Origin of the sequence: Coprococcus phoceensis (genome assembly GCF_900104635.1) — a bacterium.
Taxonomy (GTDB): domain Bacteria; phylum Bacillota; class Clostridia; order Lachnospirales; family Lachnospiraceae; genus Faecalimonas; species Faecalimonas phoceensis.
The window spans coordinates 2339307-2359191 of record NZ_FNWC01000007.1 but is presented as its reverse complement, the minus strand read 5'-3'; the positions used below and the strand labels follow the sequence as shown (position 1 = coordinate 2359191).

Here is a 19885-nt window from a genome sequence, read left to right as displayed (position 1 = left end):
TTCAAAGAAAGTTGAAAATATTTGACAAGGGGTTATTATATGAACATTAGAAAAGCAAGCAGAGAAGATTTATCAAGAATTGGAGAAATCTATGTCTTTAATAATCGTGCAAATTATTATCCGGTATTTAAAGACAAAATTTATTCATTTAGTAAGTTGCAAGTTATTTCAATAATTGATGAGTATTTTAAATTTGATGAAGTCTTAGAAAGTATTTATGTTTTTGATGATGGTTTGGTAAGTGCATTTATGGAAATAAAAGAGACAGAAATTTGCAAATTATATGTTGATCCTTTTTTTCAAAATAGCGGAATAGGCTCAGAATTAATTGAATTTGCAATTAAAGAATTAAAGACCAATCATTTATGGGTACTTCAAGAAAATGATAAGGCAATTTCTTTTTATCAAAAACATGGATTTCATTTGACAAACACTACGATGGATATAGAAAATACTAACAAAAAAATCGTAGAAATGAAAAGATGATGGTATAAAAAGATTATTTTCGATGTTGTATTAAGGTTGACGGGCAGTATACTGCCCGTCAGATGACTATCCTTTTAGTTTATTATCCTATCATGTGTCAATATTTTATACCCTTGCCGGATGCTGGGTGCACTGTCGCCGTAGATTTGATGAAGCCTTAAAGCTGATCCCAAAATCCTATCAAAAGGAATCCAATACATTTCTTCTGATGAAACAGATTCAGGCGATCTATCGGGAAGAAGGGAAACTGAATGCCCTTTCTTCTGATGAACGGATTAAACAGCGGCAGGCGGTTATCAAACCTCTTGTGGATGCTTTTTTTTTCGTACCTGAAAACCATAAATGTGTCTAAAAAGGACAAATTTGGTGATGCCGTAAGATATGCACTAAATCAGGAAAAATATCTCCGGGTATTTCTTACAGACGGAGATGTTCCGATTGATAATAATGCATCCGAAAGGGCAATCCGAGGCTTTTGTATTGGAAAAAAGAATTGGCAGATGATCGATACGATTCATGGAGCCAAATCTTCCGCAATCATTTACAGTATTGTAGAAACTGCAAAAGCCAATAATCTGAAACCTTTTGATTATGTGCAGCATCTCTTGGAAGAGATTCCGAAACACATGAATGATAAGGATTGTTCTTTTCTGGAAGATCTTCTGCCCTGGTCAGAAAAACTTCCGGCAGGGATCCGCAAAGCTTAAATATCGGTGGCTGCAAAGCAGCCGCCTAAAAATGTCAAGGTACTCGCTATTTTGCGTTTACGATGTATTGAAATGGGAGAAAAGACCAACGCGGCGATGGTAAAACCGGCGATAAACTACAACATGAGATATATTTAATCATATTGAATAGAAAGAGCATGTAGGATGTTTTATTAAGGAGCGTCACGAGCCTCGTGGGGAATAGAGAAAATATTTTAAAACGAAAAATAATATACAAAGAAAAAAAGTACAAGCTCTGATGGATTTGTAAAAACTGGTGTGATATGATTAAGTATATAAGGAGTGATAGCATGAAAAAAGGGCAGAGATTACTTTGTAGCGATGCGTTTATTAGTACAAGCAACGACAAGTTATTTTATAAAATTTTGTCCGTACAAAACAGTGTGGACAACAATATGGATTGTCAATGGAATTATACAAAGCATATCAAAAAGGGGCATTGAGCCGTTTGCTATCTCATTTGTAATCATGTTAATGCCATATATTGTGCAAGCGATTATTAAAGGACTAGATGGATTAGATGATAGGTGGAGAGTAAAGCAGTGCCTGGAAAAGAAAGAAAAAGAGAAATATTCAAAAGTATATAGAAGATTACCTACAGAAAAACTTGAAGAAAAGGTAACAAAGAAAAATAGGGGGTACACGAAAGATGAGTGATAGCATTACCTTACATGAAATTTTAAGTCAATATCGGAAGAGCGATCTGGTGGAGATTGCAAAGCTTCATCATTTACATGGATATTCGCAATATAAAAAGGCGCAGATGGTTGAATTTTTGTGTCGTGCACTTCTTGATGCAGATGTGATGAGGAAATATTTTATGTATTTGAACGAAGCGGAGCTAGAATTATTGGATTCCGGCGAGAGTCAGGTTTGGATTGAATCAAACGAACATCAGTATGATTATTTGGCGGAAGGCGCCTATATCGGAATCGGTTATGACTGGGATGGAGGAGTTGTTTGTGTACCGGAAGAGGTGCGGAAGGCATATTTGAAAAATTGTGATACGATCTGGAAGCAAAGTCTTAACACGGATAAAAAGCTGTTAATGTATTTGAATGTATTGTCGGAACTATATGGTATGTGCTCAATTGAACAAGTGATAAATTTGTATGTGAGAGATGGCGGAAGTAAGAAGGAACTATTTGAAGTTATTTCTTTTTGTGAAGCGATACCGGAGAATAAAAAGTATTTTGAATTAAGAGGAGAGAAGTTGATTTTAAAACTTTGGACCGACGGAAATATGTATAAGGAGCTTCAAAAAAGACAAGGAGGCTGTCCGTTTTATGAGCCGACGAAGGAAGAAATTGAACATTTGGGGACGAAAGGCTATCTTCCATTTAACAAATATATGCTGGAACTGAAGGATTTCTTTATAAAAGAAGGACATGAAGAAGAGCGCGAGGCAGAATTGCTTTGTAAAACCATTCAGATGATTATCCGCACCGGTGGTACATATGAGCATATTCGGGATGTGCTGGAAGTAGGATTTATGGACTTTGATTATGTTTCAACGAATGAAAAGCTGCGGAGACAGCTATTGCAGAGAATCGACAATGTATGGGAGCATACGAATACCGTGATGAGGCGTGGGCATATGATAAAAGAAATGGTTGCGGAAGAACCGAAGAGTAATATTATTGTATTTCCGGGCAAGCGGTAAGAGAGAGGTAGATGTTTATGGCAAGTGTTGTGAAGAAAATGGAATGTTATAACATTCGAAAAAGTGTAAAGGATTTGGGGGAGGATTTAAAAGAAAAAATCAAAGCAGAGCGGGTGTGTGACGATTACAAAGTATTGGGGAATGCATTTGTAATGCTACTAAGTTTTGAGAGATATTATTGGAGAAATGGAAGCTATGCGAGTTTGACAGTGATGCTGACGGATGACGGGCAGATGCAGACGGCGGATATCGTTGGTTCCGGTGGTGGCGAAGGACTGTGGAATTTTAGTTATGGAGCAAATGCAGAGTTCGCAGATATGGCAGTAGAAGTTCTGCAGGAATATGGTTTTCAGGAGAAAAATAATGAGTGTAATAGAAATTGAGCACCTCTCGCGTGACTTTGGAGGAGGAAAGGGAATTTTTGATGTATCTTTTCAGGTTGGAGAGGGCGAAGTGTTCGGCTTTCTTGGACCGAATGGCGCCGGGAAGACAACCACGATTCGACATCTTATGGGATTTTTGAAAGCAAAATCAGGAAGCTGCACGATCAATGGTCTGGATTGTTGGAAGGAAAGTGACAAGATCCAAAAGCAGCTTGGTTACATAGCCGGAGAAATCAGTTTTTTTGAGGATATGACTGGGACGGAATTTCTTAAATTTATGCAGAAATATCGCAAACTTGGTTTCGAGAATCGCCAAAAGGAGCTTTTGGAGCGATTTGAGGTAAACCCGCGGGGAAAGATCAAAAAGATGAGCAAGGGAATGAAGCAAAAAATCGGGATTGTCGCAGCGTTTATGCACGATCCGACGATTCTTATCTTGGATGAGCCGACAAGCGGACTGGATCCATTGATGCAAAGTCGGTTTGTGGAGCTGATAGAAGAAGAGAAGAAACGTGGAAAGACGATTTTGCTGTCTAGTCATATGTTTGAGGAAGTGGAGAAGACTTGCCAGCAGATTGGGATTATACGCAATGGGAAGCTGATGGCGGTCGATTCGGTGGATGAACTTCGCAAATGTCATGTGCATTCTTATACGATTACACTAGATAATGTGGAGATGGCGAAACAGTTTGCCAATGATTTTGACGGAATTCGTGATGGACAGAACGTGACAGTTTTCACCAAACCAAGTTTGGAGCAAATCTTTATGCATTATTATGGAGGTGAGAGCGATGATTAGTCTTCTGTTGTACAAACGAGAAATGAAAGGCAGTATCAAGGTGTTACTCATTTTTGCGGCAGTGATCACGCTCTATGTCACTGTGATTATTCGGATGTATGATCCAGAGATGATGAAAACATTGGATGATTTTGTGAAGGTGATGCCGGAACTGATGGCGGCAGTCGGAATACATGCGGGAGCTACGAGCCTGATTGGATTTATGATATCATATTTATATGGATTTATTTTGATTGTATTCCCGATGGTATTCTGTATTCTGCGAGGAAATGGTCTGATTGCCAAATATGTTGACCGAGGTTCTGTGGTTTCTCTTGTGGCGGCGCCGGTAAAACGGCAGAAGATTGCGTGTACACAGGCGAGCGTACTTATCAGTGGAGTGATTCAGTTACTTGGCTATGAGACAGTATTGGAAATCGTGGTGGCACAGGGGAGCTTTCCGAATGAATTGGAGATCGCAGAACTTTTGAAACTGAACTCTGGATTGTTTTGCCTGTTGTTATTTATTGCAGGAATCTGCTTTTTGGCATCGTGTCTGTTCTCGGATACGAGATACAGTATTGGGTTAGGTGCAGGAATTCCTGCATTGATGTATGTTCTGCAGATGCTTGCAAATGCAGGGGAAGATGCAGAGAAAGCGAAATATTTTACGTTTTTTACATTGTTTCAGCCGGAAAATCTTGTGGCTGGAAAGAGCAGTGCGCTGATGGGAGTTACTATTTTACTTATCGGTGGAATTGCGCTGTTTGCAGCAGGAATTTTCCTGTTTTGCAAGAAAGATTTATATATCTAAAAAGAGACACTGATGACGGATTTCCGTCATTTCAGTGTCTCGCTGTGATTTAAGACCGATGTACTGTAGAGAAACAGGACATCCTGATTTTTAAAATCAATCAGTGATGGCAGCGAATAGCTTGAAAGATAGCGTACATCCAGCAGTGTAATCTTTTGGTATCCGGTGGCAAGCAGAGGTGCAATGGCACTGCCGAAGGAATCGCGGAAAATAACAAGTTCAAGGTCTGTCTGTACGGCAGGATTTTCAATTGTGATATAGGACAAAGAGCCGGACAAAAAGAGCTCGTAAGGGTCTTTTCCGTCGCCTTTTACAAAATCATACATGGAAATTTGACGGTCGTTTTGGTGGTCGAATACAGTGCACTGTTCTATTGCAGGACTTGTCAGGAACCAAAGTGGTTCGCCGGAAAGATTCTGAGCCGCCTGCCCTGCATAAGCGCCACGAAAATCGTTTGTAAATACCTGCTCTTGGAAATCATCTGAGACAAAAGTACCCATGGAGTCTGCGAGATGATTTGCAACATCGATGATTTTTTCCTGCCGCCAGTGGGGATCGGTCTGATAATAGTCGGTTAACTCCAAAAGCGGTGCAATATCGATATAATGCATCTGCGGATTTGCATCTTGCATCGTCTGGAAGAAATCATCATAGTCCATTGTCAGTGCAGAGTCATCGTCCTGTAAAAAATAGTTCTTATCCGGAATGATGGAAAGATAGATATTTTCCGCATTCCCTTTTAGACAGGTCTCATAAATTCTTTGAAACACTTTCGAGGCGTGCTTCAAAGAGTCCTCGTGCATCGGATATTCCATTGCGATTGCCATATCATCTTTTAAGTACAGTCCTTCTATATCTGATTTTCCAAGTAAATCGAGAGAAACAGTTGAATACAGGTGGCGGAATGCTTCTCGCATCGGAAACTGATCGACCGCATATTTATCAAATTTTTCCATAAAGCTTCCGGAGAGCAAGCTTCCTGTATCCGGCGAAGGAAACTGTGTGAGCGGGCGCCTTTCGCTGAGGGAAACCTCATCGGACGGCTTCAGAAGACAGGCGATGGAAAAAGAAAATAAGAGAATACCTGTGGTAACAATTACGATTCTGTTTTTCCATTGATCTGACATTGAAAATACCTCCTTCTAAAAGCGAAAATATAAAAACGGGTTATAAGAATCCTGAATAAGATAAGCAGTCACAGTAAGCATTAAAACAATCAGGACAGCCGGCTCTAAAATATTGAGGAGCTGTTTCGCCGTTTTCTTTGTACGGAATCTTTCAATCAGCTGCGCAGCAAAGGGGGTGGCGCCGACCACAGAAACGGTGAGGATAACACCATAGCTTTTGAGATAGTATAAGAATTCTTTTGAAACAAGTGGCAAAGAGCCGCCGCTAAACATGACCTTGAGCGTTTCGAGAGCATCTTTGGTGGAGACTGCATTGAAAATGACAAAGCTTACGGTCACTGCGAGCAGGACATACATATGGGAAAATAAAGAATGTTTTTGCAAAAATGCAGAAAATCCTTGCTTTTCTAATACAAGCAGAACCGCAAAGAACATTCCCCACAGGACAAAATTCCAAGATGCACCGTGCCACAGTCCGGTCAGAAACCACACGACTGCGATGTTAAAAAACCAGCGGCTTTTTTTCACGCGGTTGCCGCCCATCGGGATATAGACATAGTCACGGAACCATGACCCCAGTGTAATGTGCCAACGTCTCCAGAATTCCGTGACACTTCTTGACAAATACGGGTAATGAAAATTATCCGGAAAATGGAACCCGAAAATATTGCCGAGACCGACAGCCATATCACTATAACCGGAAAAATCAAAATAAATCTGCAGCGCAAAGGAAAATGCATACAGCCAATAATAGAGAACAGAACGGTCTGTGGAGGTTTGGAAGGTACTGCAAAGCGCGCCGAGAGAGTTCGCAAGAAGTACTTTTTTGGATAATCCCAATATGAATTTTCGGATGCCAAGTGCTGCTTTCTCAACAGAATGTTTCCGCACTTCAAGCTGTGCTGCAATGTCTTTGTACCGCACGATCGGTCCTGCGATCAACTGCGGGAACATCGACACATATGCTCCAAAAGAAATCAGATTTGTCTGCGCCGTACAGTCTTTTCGATACACATCGATGAGATAACTCAAAATTTGAAAGGTGTAGAAGCTGATACCGATTGGCAGAGCAATGTGGAAAAGCGGTATAGACAATCCAATTGCATTCAGGTTTCCAATCAAAAAATCAATGTATTTAAAATACATTAAAAGTCCAAGATGAATGCAGCAGGCGCCTGCCAGAATCAGTCGGGAATGCTTCTTTCTCTCGATGAGGATACCTTCGATATAACCCAGTAAGATGGAGAGAACCATCAAAAAAATATATCGTGGTTCTCCCCAGGAATAAAATATGAGACTGAAGAAAAGCAGAATGAAATTCTTCCATCGAAAAGGCACGCAAAAGTAGCAGACTAAAACAAGCGGTAAAAAGTAGTATAAAAAAGGAATGCTTGAAAATAACATACTATAGGTTCTCTTCCGTCAAGATGACTGCAGATGGATATTGGTCTGTCAACTGTGTTTTGAAATAGTTGATCAAGTCTGTATTTCCAAAAGCAGAGACAACATAATCATCGCCAATTTGAGCGAGAAGCAATACTTCCGGGAATCCACACATCCACTGGTTGCCAAGTATAGATTCTTTTAAAGAATCGGCAAAGGTATTGAGCGTTTTGGGGTCAGACAGATGAAATGCAGATCCCGTAAATGTATTCGCATTCATTGCATGAATCAGGCTTGCTGCATCGTCGATCAGACCTGCTGAATCCTCAGGCACAATCAGCAGAGAGCGTAAACTTTCCGTGTCGCTGACATCGAATTTCCCGGGCTTATTGTCGGTCATATTGTTGTAGTCACCGCCCATAGCCTGAAATTTGTTGTCGTCCGAGTATGAGGACCAGACAGTTGTGAGAATCTCCAAGGCATCTTTTGGTGAGGTGTCTTCTTTTGAAGATTGTTTTTTTGTACAGCCTGCCAGTGAGAATGTTAAAAGGAAGGCTAATAGAATTGATAAAAATTTTTTCATAAGATCTCCTTTTTCTTGAATTTATTTTGTGGCTATATTGTATCAGAGTCCGGGCAGAATAGCTAGGAGGAGAGACACAAAATTTCTCAATTGCAAGTTCGGTACAGAAATGATATAAATAAAGACAAAGGGAGGCGTTTAGCATGGATTTTGAGCAGGCAAAACAGGCTTTTGAATTGTACCTTAACGGGTATGACAGAAAGGATGAAAAAGTTTATTTAAAAATTGTACATACATATGGTGTTGTAGACTGCAGTGAGGAGATCGCAAGGAGGATGGGATTGGGAGAAGAAGATATTTTTCTTGCGAAAATCATTGCCCTGCTGCATGATATAGGAAGATTTGAGCAACTTAAATTATATGATTCATTTGAACCGGGCATTTTTGACCATGCACAGTATGGTGCAGATATTTTGTTTCGGGAGGGGCGGATCAGAGAATTTCTTCCGGAGACAACGTGGGATGAGACAATCGAGACGGCAATCCGTTATCACAGTGCATTTCAGCTTCCAAAGATTTCGGATTCAAGAACTTTATTGCATGCCGAACTGATTCGGGATGCGGATAAGCTGGATAACTGCCGTGTGAAATTAGAGGAGCGGGTGGAGGTTCTGCTTGGAGGAGCGAGTGCGAAAGAAGCAGGAGCGCAGGAAATCAGCCAGAGAGTCTGGGAGGCATGTCTCAATGAACGCTCCGTATTGTCTGAGGATAGAAAGACAAATCTGGATTACTGGGTATCTTATATAGCATATTTTTTCGATATTTATTTTACGGAAACGCTGCAGATTATTCAGGAACACTCTTATGTGGAAAAGATTGTGGACAGGATCCCGTGTGAAAATCTTATCAGTAACGAACGGATGCAGGAGTTGAAAAACCATGTCATAAAATATATAATGAATCGTGTAACGAAAGCGAGCAAAAAATAATAGGAGGAAATGCGAAATGAAGGTTACGAACGACATTATTTATGTAGGAGTCAATGACCATCAGACCGATTTGTTTGAAGGGCAATATGCGGTACCGAATGGAATGGCTTATAATTCTTACGTAATCAGAGATGAAAAGGTCGCAGTTGTAGATACTGTAGATGTAAAATTTGCACATGAGTGGCTGGACAATGTTGGAGCCGCACTTGGAGGAACAAAGCCGGATTACCTGATCATTCAACATATGGAGCCGGATCATTCTGCGAATATTTATAACTTTATGAAAATTTATCCGGATACAACAATCGTAGGAAATGCAAAGACATTTACGATGATTGCGAATTTCTTCCGTGATATGGATTTAGATGAGAAAAAGCTGGAAGTAAAAAATGGAGATACATTGACACTTGGAAAGCATGAACTGCAATTTCTGTTTGCCCCGATGGTGCATTGGCCGGAAGTGATGCTGACTTATGATTCTTATGAAAAAGTGTTGTTTTCAGCAGATGCATTTGGAAAATTCGGCGCACTTGATGTGGAGGAAGATTGGGACGATGAGGCACGTCGCTACTATATCGGTATTGTCGGAAAATACGGAATGCAGGTGCAGAACGTGCTGAAGGCGGCACAGAATTTGGATACTCAGATGATTTGTCCGCTGCATGGACCTGTTTTGAAAGAAAATCTTTCACATTATATCGGAAAATACAATACATGGTCTTCGTATGAGGTGGAATCAGAGGGCGTGATGATTGCCTACACATCGATTTATGGAAATACAAAAAAATCGGTGGAAGTGTTGGAGAGTAAACTGCGCGAGAAAGGATGCCCTGAAGTAGTTGTATGTGACCTTGCCCGTGAGGATATGTCAAAAGCAGTGGAAAATGCATTCCGTTACGGAAAACTTGTGCTGGCGACAACGACATACAATGCTGATATCTTTCCGTTTATGAAGACATTTATTGAGCATTTGACAGAGCGGAATTACCAAAATCGCACAATCGGACTGATCGAAAATGGAAGCTGGGCGCCACTCGCCGCAAAAGTGATGAAGGAAATGTTTGAAAAGAGTAAAAACATTTCCTGGCTTGAGCATAATGTGAAGATCATGTCTTCGCTTAATAGTGATAATATGGATCAGCTCGAAGGTATGGCGGAGGAATTGTGTAAAGAATATGTTGCACAGTCTGACACAAAAGCGAATAAAAATGATCTGACAGCATTGTTTAAGATAGGATATGGACTTTATGTTGTGACTTCCAATGACGGGGAGAAAGATAACGGACTGATCGTCAATACAGTGACACAGCTTACAGATAATCCGAACCGTGTGGCAGTGAATATCAACAAAGCAAATTACTCACACCATGTCATCAAAAAGACGGGCGTGATGAATGTGAACTGTCTTTCTGTGGAAGCACCATTTGAAGTATTCAAGACATTTGGATTTCAGAGTGGTCGTCTGGTCGACAAATTTGCAGGATACCAGACACTTCGCTCAGACAATGGATTAGTATTTCTTCCGAAATACATCAATGCATTTATGTCCTTGAAAGTGGAGCAGTATGTGGATCTCGATACACACGGCATGTTCATCTGTACGGTGACAGAGGCGCGGGTGATGAGCGATAAAGAGACGATGACATATACGTATTATCAGAAAAATGTAAAACCAAAACCACAGACAGAAGGAAAGAAAGGATTTGTCTGTGTCGTTTGCGGATACATCTACGAAGGAGATGTCTTGCCGGATGACTTTATCTGTCCGCTTTGCAAACATGGAGTGGCGGATTTTGAGCCGATATCGTGAGAAGGAGGAGTCGAAGAAATTCGGCTCCCTTTTTATGTCTGAACATTCTTATTTTATTTCATAATCAAATGATAGTTGCTATTGTAATACAATCCGAGATCATCGCAGATTCTTTTATTTATCGCTGTGAGTGCATCGTGGTATTCTTTATATTTTGGCGAAAGCGCAATCATATTTGGGATAAAAATATCGTTGTACCCTTGATTTTGGAGTTCTCGCATAAATCGGCGTTGCGAGATGAACGCAGGGTGATATTTGCAAAAGAAGCTGTTGCGAAGTTTTACATTTTTTCGGGTCTGCTCTAAAAGTCTCTGATACTCCTCGTCTGTAGGATTTAAGTACTGATAAGAGACTGACCTGTTTTGCCACTTCGCTTAATAACATAAACGGTATGCTCCTTTCCTTGTGATGGGTATATTATAAGGGGGTACGCAGCGTACAGGTCAAGGAAAATCAGAAAATATATCAACTTTTTTCTTGTGTGGGTAAAAGAGTTATCGTATGATTGGTATAGACAGGTTACAGAAATGGGAAGAAAGAGTGAGAAAAACAAATGAGGATTTTAAATATTACAGCTCAGAAACCGCACAGCACGGGAAGTGGAATTTATCTGACGGAGTTGGTAAAGAACTGGAATGCCCTTGGATATGAGCAGGCAGTTCTTGCGGGAGTTTATGAGGAGGACAGTGTAAATTTCCCAGAGGGAGTTATATTTTATCCGGTGAAATATTTGTCGGAGGAACTGCCGTTTCCAATTGCAGGAATGTCGGATGAGATGCCATATAAGAGTACGAGATATAAGGACTTTACAGAAGAGATGTTTCAAGCGTACCGGAGTGCATTTCAAATGGTGGTGCGAAAAGCGGTCGAGGAGTTTTGCCCGGATTTGATTGTGTGTCATCACCTGTATCTTCTGACTGCGTTGGTGCGGGAATGGTATCCGAAGAAGAAAGTCATTGGAATTTGTCATGGCTCTGATTTGCGTCAGATTTGTAAAAATCCATTACAGATGGAATACATTCAGAAGTGGATTCCGCAGTTGGATGGCATTGTGGCATTGCATGACGGACAGAAGAAAGAGATTATCCGGATTTTTAATTGCGGCGAGAAGCTTGTGCACACTGTCGGGGTTGGCTACAATCAAAACCTTTTTTATCGGAAGAAAACAGAAGAAAAACCTTATAGACAGTTGGCATTTGCGGGGAAAGTGACAGAGAAGAAGGGGATTTTCAGTCTGCTTCGGGCATTGGAGATGCTTTCGGTCAAACCGGAAAATCTGGTTGTGAAGATTGCAGGAGGGCATGGCAGCAGAGAAGAGTATGAAGAAATTTGCAGGCTTGCCAGAGAATGCAGATATCCGGTGATATTTTTAGGCAGTTTGCAGCAGGAAGCTTTAGCAGAGGTATTTCGGCAAAGCGATGTGTTTGCTCTCCCGTCATTTTTTGAAGGATTGCCACTGGTGACAATGGAGGCAATGGCATGTGGATGTAAGGTGGTCTGTTCGCAGATTCCTGGGATGGAAGAGTGGTTAGATGAGCATGTGCCGGGGCAACAGGTGGAGTTTGTTCCGTTGCCTGAGATGACTCGGGTAGATGAGCCGAAAGAAGAAAAATTGCCAGAGTTTGAAAAGAAATTGGCGGAGGCAATAGAGAAGAAATTAGAACAACAACAAGAAGAATGTCCCGATTTGAACGGTGTCTCATGGGAAGGCATCAGTCGGACTGTTCTGGAAATGATAACGTAGAAAAGAGGAAAAAACATGTTTATAGATATGCACATGCACGAATCGACATTTTCAAAAGATAGCTTTTTAAAATTGGATGAGATGGTGGAGCTTGCAAAGGAGCGGGGACTTGGAGCAATCTGCATTACAGATCACGATGATATGGGATTGAAAGAGTACGCAAAAGAATATTCGGAAAAAACCGGTTTTCCGATTTTTGTGGGAATTGAATTTTTTTCTCTGCAGGGGGATATCGTGGCTTTAGGAATCGAGGAATACCCGAAAGAGCGGGTGGATGCACAGAAGTTTATCGATATTGTGAAAGAGCAGGGTGGAATCTGTTTTAGTGCACATCCGTTTCGCAATAATAACCGGGGATTGGAAGAAAATCTGAGAATTGTAAAGGGACTGGACGGTGTTGAGGTGCTCAACGGAAGTACACTTCCTGAGGCAAACAAAAAAGCGGCAGATTATGCAAGAGAACTTGGACTGGTCACTGTTGGCTCAAGCGACTGTCATATACCGGGAAAGATCGGCTTTTTTGCAACTTATTTTCCGGAGGAGGTGCGCACGATGGAAGACCTGATTCGTGTGTTTAAAAGTGGTAAGTGTAAGCCGGCTTACTACTGGAATGGAGAATACAAAATATGGGATATGGAAACACCGATTCACAAACCATTTGAGATTGAAAGATAAGAGGGAACTATGACATTACAACAGTTGAGATATGTGGCGATGGTGGCGGAGAAGGGAACGATGACCGAAGCTGCAACAGAATTATATATATCACAGCCAAGTCTCACCAAATCAATTCGAGAGCTGGAAAAAGAGCTGGAAATTGTAATTTTTGAGCGAACAAACAAAGGGATTGTTGTCTCACATGAGGGGGAGCAGTTCTTGGCATATGCAAGACAGGTGATTGAACAGGCAGATCTTTTGGAAGAAAAGTATATGCATAAATCCGGCAGAAAGCAGCAGTTTTGTGTCTCCACACAGCACTATTCGTTTGCGGTGAATGCGTTTGTGGACTTGATCAAGGAGCATGGAACCGCCCAATATGATTTTTCTCTTCGGGAAACACAGACATATGAGATTATAGAAGATGTCGCGGCGATGAAAAGTGAGATAGGGATTCTGTATCTGAATGATTTTAATGAAAAAGTGCTGCGAAAAATTATGAAGGTAAAGGAACTTGTGTTTACAGAACTGTTTGTTGCAAAGCCGCATATTTTTATAAGCAACAGACATCCGCTGGCGAGTCGAAAATCTGTGACAATGGAAGAGCTTCATGAGTATCCATATCTTTCGTTTGAACAGGGAGAACATAATTCCTTTTACTATTCGGAGGAGATTTTCAGTACAGTACAGAGGATAAAAAATATCCGGGTGCGTGACAGAGCGACACTGTTTAACCTGCTGATTGGGTTGGACGGATATACTGTCTGCAGCGGAGTGATCGATTCGGAGCTGAACGGGGGAAATATTGTTGCAGTGCCGCTTGAAAAAGAGGGGGATATGCATATCGGATATGTGAGCCATCAGAAGTCACATTTCAGCCGTTTAGGAATAGCATATATAGATGCACTCAAACGAAATATCGGCGAAAATACAGAGTTGATATAACTAAAAGTTATAGCTAACAGATATTTTTGGATATTTTACGTATTTATTGTGTCCCGATATAATACCTTCATAGATTACCGGAGGGTAAGACAAAAGTATTTGGAGGTAGAAGATATGAGTAAGAATGCACCGTTTCGATATGATTTTGTAGGAAGTTTTTTAAGACCTGCACAGTTAAAGCAGGCGAGAGCAGATTTTGAGAGTGGAAAAATATCGGAGAAACAATTGGAAGAAGTTGAGAATGAGGCGATTCGTGATCTGGTAGAAAAACAAAAGGCAGCAGGATATCATGTGATCACCGATGGAGAATTTCGCAGAAGCTACTGGCATTTGGATTTTATGTGGGGATTAAATGGAGTTGAGCATATTGAGCTGGATCATGGATATTTCTTCCATGGAGAAGAGACTACGCACGGCTCCGTTGCTGTGAGCGGAAAGATCAGTGGAGAGGGTCACCCGTTTGTAGAACATTTTAAATTTGTGAAACAATTTGAAGATGAAAACACAGTGGCAAGACAGACGATTCCTGCCCCGGCGCAGCTGCTGGCAGAGCTATTTCGAGAAGAAAATGGAAAAAATACAGTGAAATTTTATCCAGATGAGGAAGTGCTCATTCAGGATATTGCGAAAGCATATCGCACTGTGATCAAAGAACTTTATGAAGCAGGCTGCAGAAATATTCAATTTGACGATTGCACATGGGGTATGTTTTGTGATAAAAAATATTGGGAGGCAAGACAGCAGGATTGTGTTACAATAGAAAGCGAGGCAGAAAAATATCTTCGCCTGAACAACCTTGCGATTGAGGGAAGACCAGAGGATCTTGTGATTACAACTCATGTATGCCGGGGAAACTACCATTCTACCTGGGCATCATCAGGCGGGTATGAGCCAGTGGCAAAATATCTGTTTGCAAATGAGAACGTGGACGCATATTATCTGGAGTTTGACGATGAGCGCTCGGGAGGATTTGAGCCGCTTAGATTTGTTTCAGATGATAAAAAAGTTGTTCTTGGGCTTATTACAACAAAATCACCGGTTCTTGAGAGCGAAGAGCTAATCAAAGAAAGAATTCGGCAGGCGGCTGAGTATGTACCGCTGGAACGTCTGTACCTCAGTCCTCAGTGTGGATTTGCATCGTGTGAGATCGGAAATAAACTGACCGAGGAGGAGCAGTGGGCAAAGCTTGCGCTTGTTAAGAAGATTGCCTCAGCAACTTGGAAAGAATAGAAAATTGAAAGAAGTGGTACTGTGAAACGATCAAGACAAATGTCGGAGTCCATTCGGCTTGGAATTATACTTGCGCTTTCGGGAGGGTTTATGGATGCCTATTCCTATATGTGCAGAGGAAAGGTATTTGCGAATGCCCAGACGGGAAATATCTTATTATTTGGTATCTATATGTCGGAAAGACAGTGGGATATGGCAATCAGGTATTTAATTCCGGTCATTGCATTTGTGACCGGAATCGGAGTTGCAGATCTTGTCCGAATGAAGATTAAAGAAAAAAGTATTTTCCACTGGAGACAGCTGTCGGTGTTAAGTGAAGCAGTTGTATTATTTGTAGTCTGTTTCATACCGCAAAAGTTCAATCTTCCGGCAAATAGTCTGACGTCACTTGCCTGTGGGATACAGGTTGAGAGTTTCCGGAAGATACATGGAAATGGAATTGCGACGACGATGTGTATTGGAAACCTGCGCAGCGCGACACAGCAGATGTGTGAGTATTTGGGCTCGAAAAGAAAAGAGCATCTCAAAAAAGGGTTTTTATATTACGGAATTATTTTTTGTTTTGTAATTGGGGCAGTTTTGGGGAATATCTGTGTGAAATACTTGTCTGAAAAAGCATTGATAGTCTGTGTGGTGATGTTAGGTATGGCGTTTGTCATGATGTTCATAGATGGAGAAAAGCAATAAAAATGCCGGCGTTTGCCGGCGTCTTTATTTTACATGTCTTTTAATCGCTTCAAAGCTTTCTGCACTGATCACGTGTTCCATACGGCAGGCGTCTTCGTTCGCTGTCTCTTCCGACACGCCGAGGCGAATCAACCAATCGGACAAAAGACGGTGCCGTTCATAGATCATCTCTGCTATTTCACGTCCGGATTCTGTTAGATATATAAATCCGGCATCTGTGACTGTAATATGATTCTTTTCACGCAGGTTTTTCATTGCAACGCTTACACTTGATTTTTTAAAATCCAATTCGTTTGCGATATCTACAGAACGGACAACCGGTAACTTTTTGCTCAACATTAAAATCGTCTCGAGATAATTCTCAGCGGATTCATTTACAAAAGGTTTCATAGGCTTCCCTCCTTCACTCTATTATGCATAGACATAATGCCTAACAGCATTATATCATATCCCTGTAAAGATTGCCATAATGGAAAAAAAATAGAGAAATTATATTGACATCTAATAAACGTTAGAGTATACTAACCATGTGAAATGAAATTGTTTATCATTATCAGAAAGAAGAGGTGTGTATGATGCCGTTAACGATGGTGAATCCAGGAGAAGAAAATGTAATTAAAAAAGTCGGTGGAAAAGAAGAGACAAGACGATTTTTAGAAAATCTTGGCTTTGTTACCGGCGGAGTAGTTACCGTAATCTCTGAAATCGGAGGTAACATGATTGTGAATGTGAAAGATTCCAGAGTTGCGATTGGGAAAGATATGGCAAACAAGATTATGGTTTAGTGATGAAAGAGGGCGAAAAGAGATGAAAACGTTAAAGGAGGTAGCCTGCGGTAAGACCGTCAAGGTAAAGAAACTGACTGGTGAGGGACCGGTGAAGCGAAGAATCATGGATATGGGGATCACAAAAGGAGTAGAGATTTTTGTGAGAAAAGTAGCGCCGCTTGGTGATCCGGTGGAAGTAACAGTAAGAGGATATGAATTGTCGTTGAGAAAAGCAGATGCTGAGATGATAGAGGTAGAATAATTTTTTTTAGCAAATGGTTAGTTAAAACTAATAAAAACAAGATTCGACAAACATAAAAAAGGAGAGAGAAGATGTCAGTAAAGATAGCACTAGCAGGTAACCCAAACTGCGGAAAAACAACGTTGTTCAATGCTCTGACTGGTTCAAACCAATTTGTAGGAAACTGGCCTGGAGTAACAGTAGAAAAAAAAGAAGGAAAACTGAAAGGTCATAAAGATGTTATTATCATGGACCTTCCGGGAATTTATTCTTTGTCACCATATACATTAGAGGAAGTAGTGGCGAGAAACTATTTGATTGGCGAGAGACCTGACGCCATTATTAATATCGTAGATGGTACAAATATTGAGCGAAACTTATATTTGTCCACACAATTGATGGAACTTGGCATTCCGGTAATTATGGCAGTCAACATGGTAGATGTACTGCAAAAGAACGGAGACAAGATCTATACAGATAAGCTGAGCAAAGAGCTTGGCTGTGAAGTTGTCGAGATTTCAGCATTAAAAGGAACAGGAATTCAGAAAGCTGCGGAGAAGGCAGTAGGGCTTGCGCAGAAGAAAAAAGCGATGACGCCGGTACATGCATTCTCAGAAGATGCTGAAAATACGATTAAGACAGTTGAAAACATGCTGACGGGAACTGTTCCGGAAGAACAGAAGAGATTCTTTGCAATCAAGCTGTTGGAAAAAGATGATAAAATTCAGGCACAGATGAAATCTGTTCCGGATGTATCCGCAGAGATTCAAAAAATGGAAGAATTGTTTGACGATGACACAGAAAGTATCATTACAAATGAGAGATACGTATATATTTCTTCTATTATTCATGACTGTGTCAAGAAGAATAAACAGAATAAGATGACAACATCAGATAAGATCGACCATATCGTGACGAACAGATGGCTTGCGCTTCCGATCTTTGCGGCGGTTATGTTCCTTGTATATTATATTTCGGTCACAACGGTTGGAACTTGGGTGACAGATTGGACTAATGATGTATTGTTCGGAGAAATCATTCCGCCTGCGATTGAAAAATTCCTGGTCGGTATCGGCTGTGCAGGATGGCTTCAGGGATTGATTCTTGACGGTATTGTGGCTGGTGTAGGAGCAGTTCTTGGTTTTGTACCTCAGATGCTTGTGTTATTCTTGTTTCTTGCATTTTTGGAAGCGTGTGGATATATGGCGAGAGTTGCGTTTATCATGGATAGAATTTTCCGCAAATTTGGACTTTCCGGAAAATCATTTATCCCGATGCTGATCGGAAGCGGATGTGGTGTTCCGGGTATCATGGCGTCGAGAACGATTGAAAATGACCGTGACCGTAAGATGACAATCATGACAACAACATTTATTCCATGTGGAGCAAAACTTCCGATCATTGCATTGATTGCGGGAGCGTTGTTCGATGGCGCATGGTGGGTTGCACCAAGTGCTTACTTTGTTGGAATCGCAGCAATCATCTGTTCCGGTATCATTTTAAAGAAAACAAAGATGTTTGCGGGAGATCCGGCACCGTTTGTAATGGAACTTCCGGCGTATCACTGGCCAACAGTTGGAAACGTACTTAGAAGTATGTGGGAAAGAGGCTGGTCATTTATCAAAAAAGCAGGTACAATTATTCTGTTATCTACAATTGTATTGTGGTTCTTGATGAACTTTGGATGGGGTGACGGTACATTTGGTATGTTGGAGGCAGAACAATTGAACGACAGTATTTTAGCTCACATCGGAAGTGTGATTGCACCGATCTTTGTACCTCTTGGATGGGGCGACTGGAAAATGGCAGTTGCGGCAGTTACAGGATTGATTGCTAAAGAAAATGTAGTTGGTACATTTGGTATTTTATTTGGATTTGCGGAGGTAAATGCAGACAACGGTATCGAGATCTGGGGACAGCTTGCAGGAAGTATGACAGCGGTTGCGGCTTACTCATTCTTAGTGTTCAACCTTCTTTGTGCGCCTTGCTTTGCGGCGATGGGAGCGATTAAAAGAGAGATGAATAATGCAAAATGGTTCTGGTTTGCAATCGGATACCAGACAGGTCTTGCATACATTGTTTCACTTTGCATCTACCAGATTGGAACATTGATCAGCACCGGAACATTCGGCGCTGGAACTGTAGTAGCGTTTATATTAGTAATTGGGTTTATTTATCTGCTTGTCAGACCATACAAAGAAAGCAAGACATTAAATGTCAATATGAAAGGTATGGTAGGAGCAAGATAATTGATAGACCGATTGATTTTGAAATGGAGGCGGTAATATGGGAACAGCAGTTGTTGGCATTGCGTTAGCTGGAATCGTAGCACTGATTATCAGAAAAATGATTCGAGATAAGAAGAACGGAAAATCAATTCAATGTGGTGGAGACTGTAAACACTGTGGAGGACATTGTCACTAAAGATGAGGAGTGAGACTGGATGCAGAAGGAGGCTATCATTCAAAAACTGAAAGAACGAGGATGCAGAATTACAAAGCAGAGATTGATGTTGCTTGATATTATTATGGAGGAAGATTATTCCTGCTGTAAGGAAATCTATTACCGCGCATCGCAGTTAGATCCTCAGATTGGGATTGCGACGATATACAGAATGGTAAATACATTAGAGGAGATCGGAGCGATCAGCAGAAAAAACATGTATAGGATTTCGGATGTATGTGAGTGTGACGGTCAGAATGGATGTGTGATTGAGTTTGAAGATCATTCTGTGTGCCGGCTGTCATCAAACAAGCTTCAGTCGGTGATGCTTGCGGGACTGAAGGCATGCGGTTATGTGAATGAACAGAAAATTAAACACATTGCCTTGCAGCCATGCCCACATATGTAGGAGAAAAGGAGAATGACACAGTCTTGGAGTACTGGACGGTGGCATTCTCCTTTTTGCTGTAGAGAAAATAAATGATAAA

Annotated in this window: 23 protein-coding genes and 1 pseudogene; 19 read left to right on the top strand and 5 right to left on the bottom strand. The window is 41.0% G+C overall.

All coding sequences use genetic code 11. The features are described 5' to 3' along the window. Positions 1 to 39 precede the first annotated feature (39 nt). From BQ5364_RS14780 to BQ5364_RS14750, 7 genes and pseudogenes are all read left to right on the top strand, one after another. Entirely contained in the window at positions 40 to 486 is a 447-nt protein-coding gene (locus tag BQ5364_RS14780; RefSeq protein WP_022238938.1) for a GNAT family N-acetyltransferase, read from the top strand. 109 nt (positions 487 to 595) lie between these two features. Beyond that, positions 596 to 1193: pseudogene (locus BQ5364_RS18870) on the top strand (IS66 family transposase); the annotation flags it as partial. 342 nt (positions 1194 to 1535) lie between these two features. Further along, positions 1536 to 1871: a hypothetical protein gene (locus BQ5364_RS14770; RefSeq protein ID WP_071144541.1), complete on the top strand. Its 336-nt coding sequence runs from the start codon at positions 1536 to 1538 to the stop codon at positions 1869 to 1871. Beyond that, positions 1864 to 2877 carry a hypothetical protein gene (locus tag BQ5364_RS14765; RefSeq protein WP_071144540.1) on the top strand — a complete coding sequence of 338 codons (1014 nt, stop codon included), beginning with the start codon at positions 1864 to 1866 and terminating at the stop codon, positions 2875 to 2877. Before BQ5364_RS14770 ends, BQ5364_RS14765 begins: the two co-directional genes overlap by 8 nt. A gap of 11 nt (positions 2878 to 2888) precedes the next feature. Then, positions 2889 to 3260, top strand: a complete 372-nt coding sequence (locus BQ5364_RS14760; protein WP_004612894.1) for a DUF6054 family protein — start codon at positions 2889 to 2891, stop codon at positions 3258 to 3260. Further along, positions 3241 to 4059 carry an ABC transporter ATP-binding protein gene (locus tag BQ5364_RS14755; protein WP_004612893.1) on the top strand — a complete coding sequence of 273 codons (819 nt, stop codon included), beginning with the start codon at positions 3241 to 3243 and terminating at the stop codon, positions 4057 to 4059. Before BQ5364_RS14760 ends, BQ5364_RS14755 begins: the two co-directional genes overlap by 20 nt. Beyond that, positions 4052 to 4852 carry a hypothetical protein gene (locus tag BQ5364_RS14750; RefSeq protein ID WP_004612892.1) on the top strand — a complete coding sequence of 267 codons (801 nt, stop codon included), beginning with the start codon at positions 4052 to 4054 and terminating at the stop codon, positions 4850 to 4852. The genes BQ5364_RS14755 and BQ5364_RS14750 overlap by 8 nt, the downstream gene beginning before the upstream one ends. Before the next feature lie 26 nt (positions 4853 to 4878). Here the strand turns inward: BQ5364_RS14750 and BQ5364_RS14745 are convergent, their stop codons facing one another. The 3 genes from BQ5364_RS14745 to BQ5364_RS14735 are packed head-to-tail and all read right to left on the bottom strand — an operon-like array spanning position 4879 to position 7945. Further along, on the bottom strand, positions 4879 to 5979 hold the full coding sequence (locus BQ5364_RS14745; protein WP_022250744.1) for an alginate O-acetyltransferase AlgX-related protein: 1101 nt from the start codon (positions 5977 to 5979) through the stop codon (positions 4879 to 4881). 15 nt (positions 5980 to 5994) lie between these two features. Beyond that, complete coding sequence (locus BQ5364_RS14740) at positions 5995 to 7383, bottom strand: MBOAT family O-acyltransferase (RefSeq protein WP_044987280.1); 1389 nt, start codon at positions 7381 to 7383, stop codon at positions 5995 to 5997. Position 7384: 1 nt separating this feature from the next. Continuing rightward, positions 7385 to 7945, bottom strand: a complete 561-nt coding sequence (locus BQ5364_RS14735; protein WP_004612889.1) for a hypothetical protein — start codon at positions 7943 to 7945, stop codon at positions 7385 to 7387. A gap of 143 nt (positions 7946 to 8088) precedes the next feature. On the opposite strand from BQ5364_RS14735, the gene BQ5364_RS14730 reads away from it, so the two are divergent. Both BQ5364_RS14730 and BQ5364_RS14725 read left to right on the top strand, forming a co-directional pair. Further along, positions 8089 to 8874 carry an HD domain-containing protein gene (locus BQ5364_RS14730; RefSeq protein ID WP_004612888.1) on the top strand — a complete coding sequence of 262 codons (786 nt, stop codon included), beginning with the start codon at positions 8089 to 8091 and terminating at the stop codon, positions 8872 to 8874. A gap of 16 nt (positions 8875 to 8890) precedes the next feature. Continuing rightward, entirely contained in the window at positions 8891 to 10684 is a 1794-nt protein-coding gene (locus tag BQ5364_RS14725; RefSeq protein ID WP_004612887.1) for a flavin reductase, read from the top strand. A gap of 53 nt (positions 10685 to 10737) precedes the next feature. Here the strand turns inward: BQ5364_RS14725 and BQ5364_RS17980 are convergent, their stop codons facing one another. Then, the gene (locus BQ5364_RS17980) at positions 10738 to 10905 is read right to left on the bottom strand and encodes a hypothetical protein (protein WP_159431695.1); all 168 of its coding nucleotides are present in this window, start codon (positions 10903 to 10905) and stop codon (positions 10738 to 10740) included. Between the two features lie 332 nt (positions 10906 to 11237). Here BQ5364_RS17980 and BQ5364_RS14720 point away from each other — a divergent pair, with 332 nt between their 5' ends. The 5 genes from BQ5364_RS14720 to BQ5364_RS14700 all read left to right on the top strand — a co-directional run bounded on the left by BQ5364_RS14720 (position 11238) and on the right by BQ5364_RS14700 (position 15947). Then, positions 11238 to 12428, top strand: coding sequence for a glycosyltransferase family 4 protein (locus BQ5364_RS14720; RefSeq protein WP_004612885.1), 1191 nt, complete (start codon positions 11238 to 11240; stop codon positions 12426 to 12428). A 15-nt stretch (positions 12429 to 12443) separates the two neighbouring features. After that, the gene (locus BQ5364_RS14715; protein ID WP_004612884.1) at positions 12444 to 13103 is read left to right on the top strand and encodes a PHP domain-containing protein; all 660 of its coding nucleotides are present in this window, start codon (positions 12444 to 12446) and stop codon (positions 13101 to 13103) included. 9 nt (positions 13104 to 13112) lie between these two features. Next, positions 13113 to 14030, top strand: coding sequence for a LysR family transcriptional regulator (locus tag BQ5364_RS14710; RefSeq protein WP_004612883.1), 918 nt, complete (start codon positions 13113 to 13115; stop codon positions 14028 to 14030). A gap of 114 nt (positions 14031 to 14144) precedes the next feature. Next, positions 14145 to 15260, top strand: a complete 1116-nt coding sequence (locus BQ5364_RS14705; RefSeq protein ID WP_022250741.1) for a 5-methyltetrahydropteroyltriglutamate--homocysteine S-methyltransferase — start codon at positions 14145 to 14147, stop codon at positions 15258 to 15260. Between the two features lie 21 nt (positions 15261 to 15281). Next, a complete protein-coding gene (locus BQ5364_RS14700; protein WP_071144539.1) occupies positions 15282 to 15947 on the top strand; it encodes a YoaK family protein in 666 nt (221 codons plus the stop codon). Between the two features lie 24 nt (positions 15948 to 15971). Here BQ5364_RS14700 and BQ5364_RS14695 read toward each other — a convergent pair whose 3' ends face one another. Beyond that, the gene (locus tag BQ5364_RS14695) at positions 15972 to 16337 is read right to left on the bottom strand and encodes a metal-dependent transcriptional regulator (RefSeq protein WP_004612880.1); all 366 of its coding nucleotides are present in this window, start codon (positions 16335 to 16337) and stop codon (positions 15972 to 15974) included. A gap of 182 nt (positions 16338 to 16519) precedes the next feature. Here BQ5364_RS14695 and BQ5364_RS14690 point away from each other — a divergent pair, with 182 nt between their 5' ends. From BQ5364_RS14690 to BQ5364_RS14675, 5 genes are all read left to right on the top strand, one after another. Then, complete coding sequence (locus BQ5364_RS14690) at positions 16520 to 16732, top strand: FeoA family protein (protein ID WP_004612879.1); 213 nt, start codon at positions 16520 to 16522, stop codon at positions 16730 to 16732. Positions 16733 to 16754: 22 nt separating this feature from the next. Continuing rightward, a complete protein-coding gene (locus BQ5364_RS14685) occupies positions 16755 to 16976 on the top strand; it encodes a FeoA family protein (protein WP_004612878.1) in 222 nt (73 codons plus the stop codon). Positions 16977 to 17047: 71 nt separating this feature from the next. Then, entirely contained in the window at positions 17048 to 19204 is a 2157-nt protein-coding gene (gene feoB, locus BQ5364_RS14680; protein WP_004612877.1) for a ferrous iron transport protein B, read from the top strand. 37 nt (positions 19205 to 19241) lie between these two features. After that, positions 19242 to 19379 (top strand): FeoB-associated Cys-rich membrane protein, encoded by a 138-nt coding sequence (locus BQ5364_RS17535; RefSeq protein WP_004612876.1) that lies wholly within the window; start codon positions 19242 to 19244, stop codon positions 19377 to 19379. Between the two features lie 19 nt (positions 19380 to 19398). Further along, the gene (locus BQ5364_RS14675; protein WP_004612875.1) at positions 19399 to 19806 is read left to right on the top strand and encodes a Fur family transcriptional regulator; all 408 of its coding nucleotides are present in this window, start codon (positions 19399 to 19401) and stop codon (positions 19804 to 19806) included. The last annotated feature ends 79 nt before the right edge of the window (positions 19807 to 19885 follow it).

Excerpts from the sequence above, each read along its gene's own strand:
- BQ5364_RS14780 (WP_022238938.1), top strand. The coding sequence starts at position 40 with ATGAACATTAGAAAAGCAAGCAGAGAAGATTTATCAAGAATTGGAGAA.
- BQ5364_RS14770 (WP_071144541.1), top strand. The coding sequence starts at position 1,536 with ATGCGTTTATTAGTACAAGCAACGACAAGTTATTTTATAAAATTTTGT.
- BQ5364_RS14765 (WP_071144540.1), top strand. The coding sequence starts at position 1,864 with ATGAGTGATAGCATTACCTTACATGAAATTTTAAGTCAATATCGGAAG.
- BQ5364_RS14760 (WP_004612894.1), top strand. The coding sequence starts at position 2,889 with ATGTTTATGGCAAGTGTTGTGAAGAAAATGGAATGTTATAACATTCGA.
- BQ5364_RS14755 (WP_004612893.1), top strand. The coding sequence starts at position 3,241 with ATGAGTGTAATAGAAATTGAGCACCTCTCGCGTGACTTTGGAGGAGGA.
- BQ5364_RS14750 (WP_004612892.1), top strand. The coding sequence starts at position 4,052 with ATGATTAGTCTTCTGTTGTACAAACGAGAAATGAAAGGCAGTATCAAG.
- BQ5364_RS14745 (WP_022250744.1), bottom strand. The coding sequence starts at position 5,979 with ATGTCAGATCAATGGAAAAACAGAATCGTAATTGTTACCACAGGTATT.
- BQ5364_RS14740 (WP_044987280.1), bottom strand. The coding sequence starts at position 7,383 with ATGTTATTTTCAAGCATTCCTTTTTTATACTACTTTTTACCGCTTGTT.
- BQ5364_RS14735 (WP_004612889.1), bottom strand. The coding sequence starts at position 7,945 with ATGAAAAAATTTTTATCAATTCTATTAGCCTTCCTTTTAACATTCTCA.
- BQ5364_RS14730 (WP_004612888.1), top strand. The coding sequence starts at position 8,089 with ATGGATTTTGAGCAGGCAAAACAGGCTTTTGAATTGTACCTTAACGGG.
- BQ5364_RS14725 (WP_004612887.1), top strand. The coding sequence starts at position 8,891 with ATGAAGGTTACGAACGACATTATTTATGTAGGAGTCAATGACCATCAG.
- BQ5364_RS17980 (WP_159431695.1), bottom strand. The coding sequence starts at position 10,905 with ATGCGAGAACTCCAAAATCAAGGGTACAACGATATTTTTATCCCAAAT.
- BQ5364_RS14720 (WP_004612885.1), top strand. The coding sequence starts at position 11,238 with ATGAGGATTTTAAATATTACAGCTCAGAAACCGCACAGCACGGGAAGT.
- BQ5364_RS14715 (WP_004612884.1), top strand. The coding sequence starts at position 12,444 with ATGTTTATAGATATGCACATGCACGAATCGACATTTTCAAAAGATAGC.
- BQ5364_RS14710 (WP_004612883.1), top strand. The coding sequence starts at position 13,113 with ATGACATTACAACAGTTGAGATATGTGGCGATGGTGGCGGAGAAGGGA.
- BQ5364_RS14705 (WP_022250741.1), top strand. The coding sequence starts at position 14,145 with ATGAGTAAGAATGCACCGTTTCGATATGATTTTGTAGGAAGTTTTTTA.
- BQ5364_RS14695 (WP_004612880.1), bottom strand. The coding sequence starts at position 16,337 with ATGAAACCTTTTGTAAATGAATCCGCTGAGAATTATCTCGAGACGATT.
- BQ5364_RS14690 (WP_004612879.1), top strand. The coding sequence starts at position 16,520 with ATGATGCCGTTAACGATGGTGAATCCAGGAGAAGAAAATGTAATTAAA.
- BQ5364_RS14685 (WP_004612878.1), top strand. The coding sequence starts at position 16,755 with ATGAAAACGTTAAAGGAGGTAGCCTGCGGTAAGACCGTCAAGGTAAAG.
- feoB (WP_004612877.1), top strand. The coding sequence starts at position 17,048 with ATGTCAGTAAAGATAGCACTAGCAGGTAACCCAAACTGCGGAAAAACA.
- BQ5364_RS17535 (WP_004612876.1), top strand. The coding sequence starts at position 19,242 with ATGGGAACAGCAGTTGTTGGCATTGCGTTAGCTGGAATCGTAGCACTG.
- BQ5364_RS14675 (WP_004612875.1), top strand. The coding sequence starts at position 19,399 with ATGCAGAAGGAGGCTATCATTCAAAAACTGAAAGAACGAGGATGCAGA.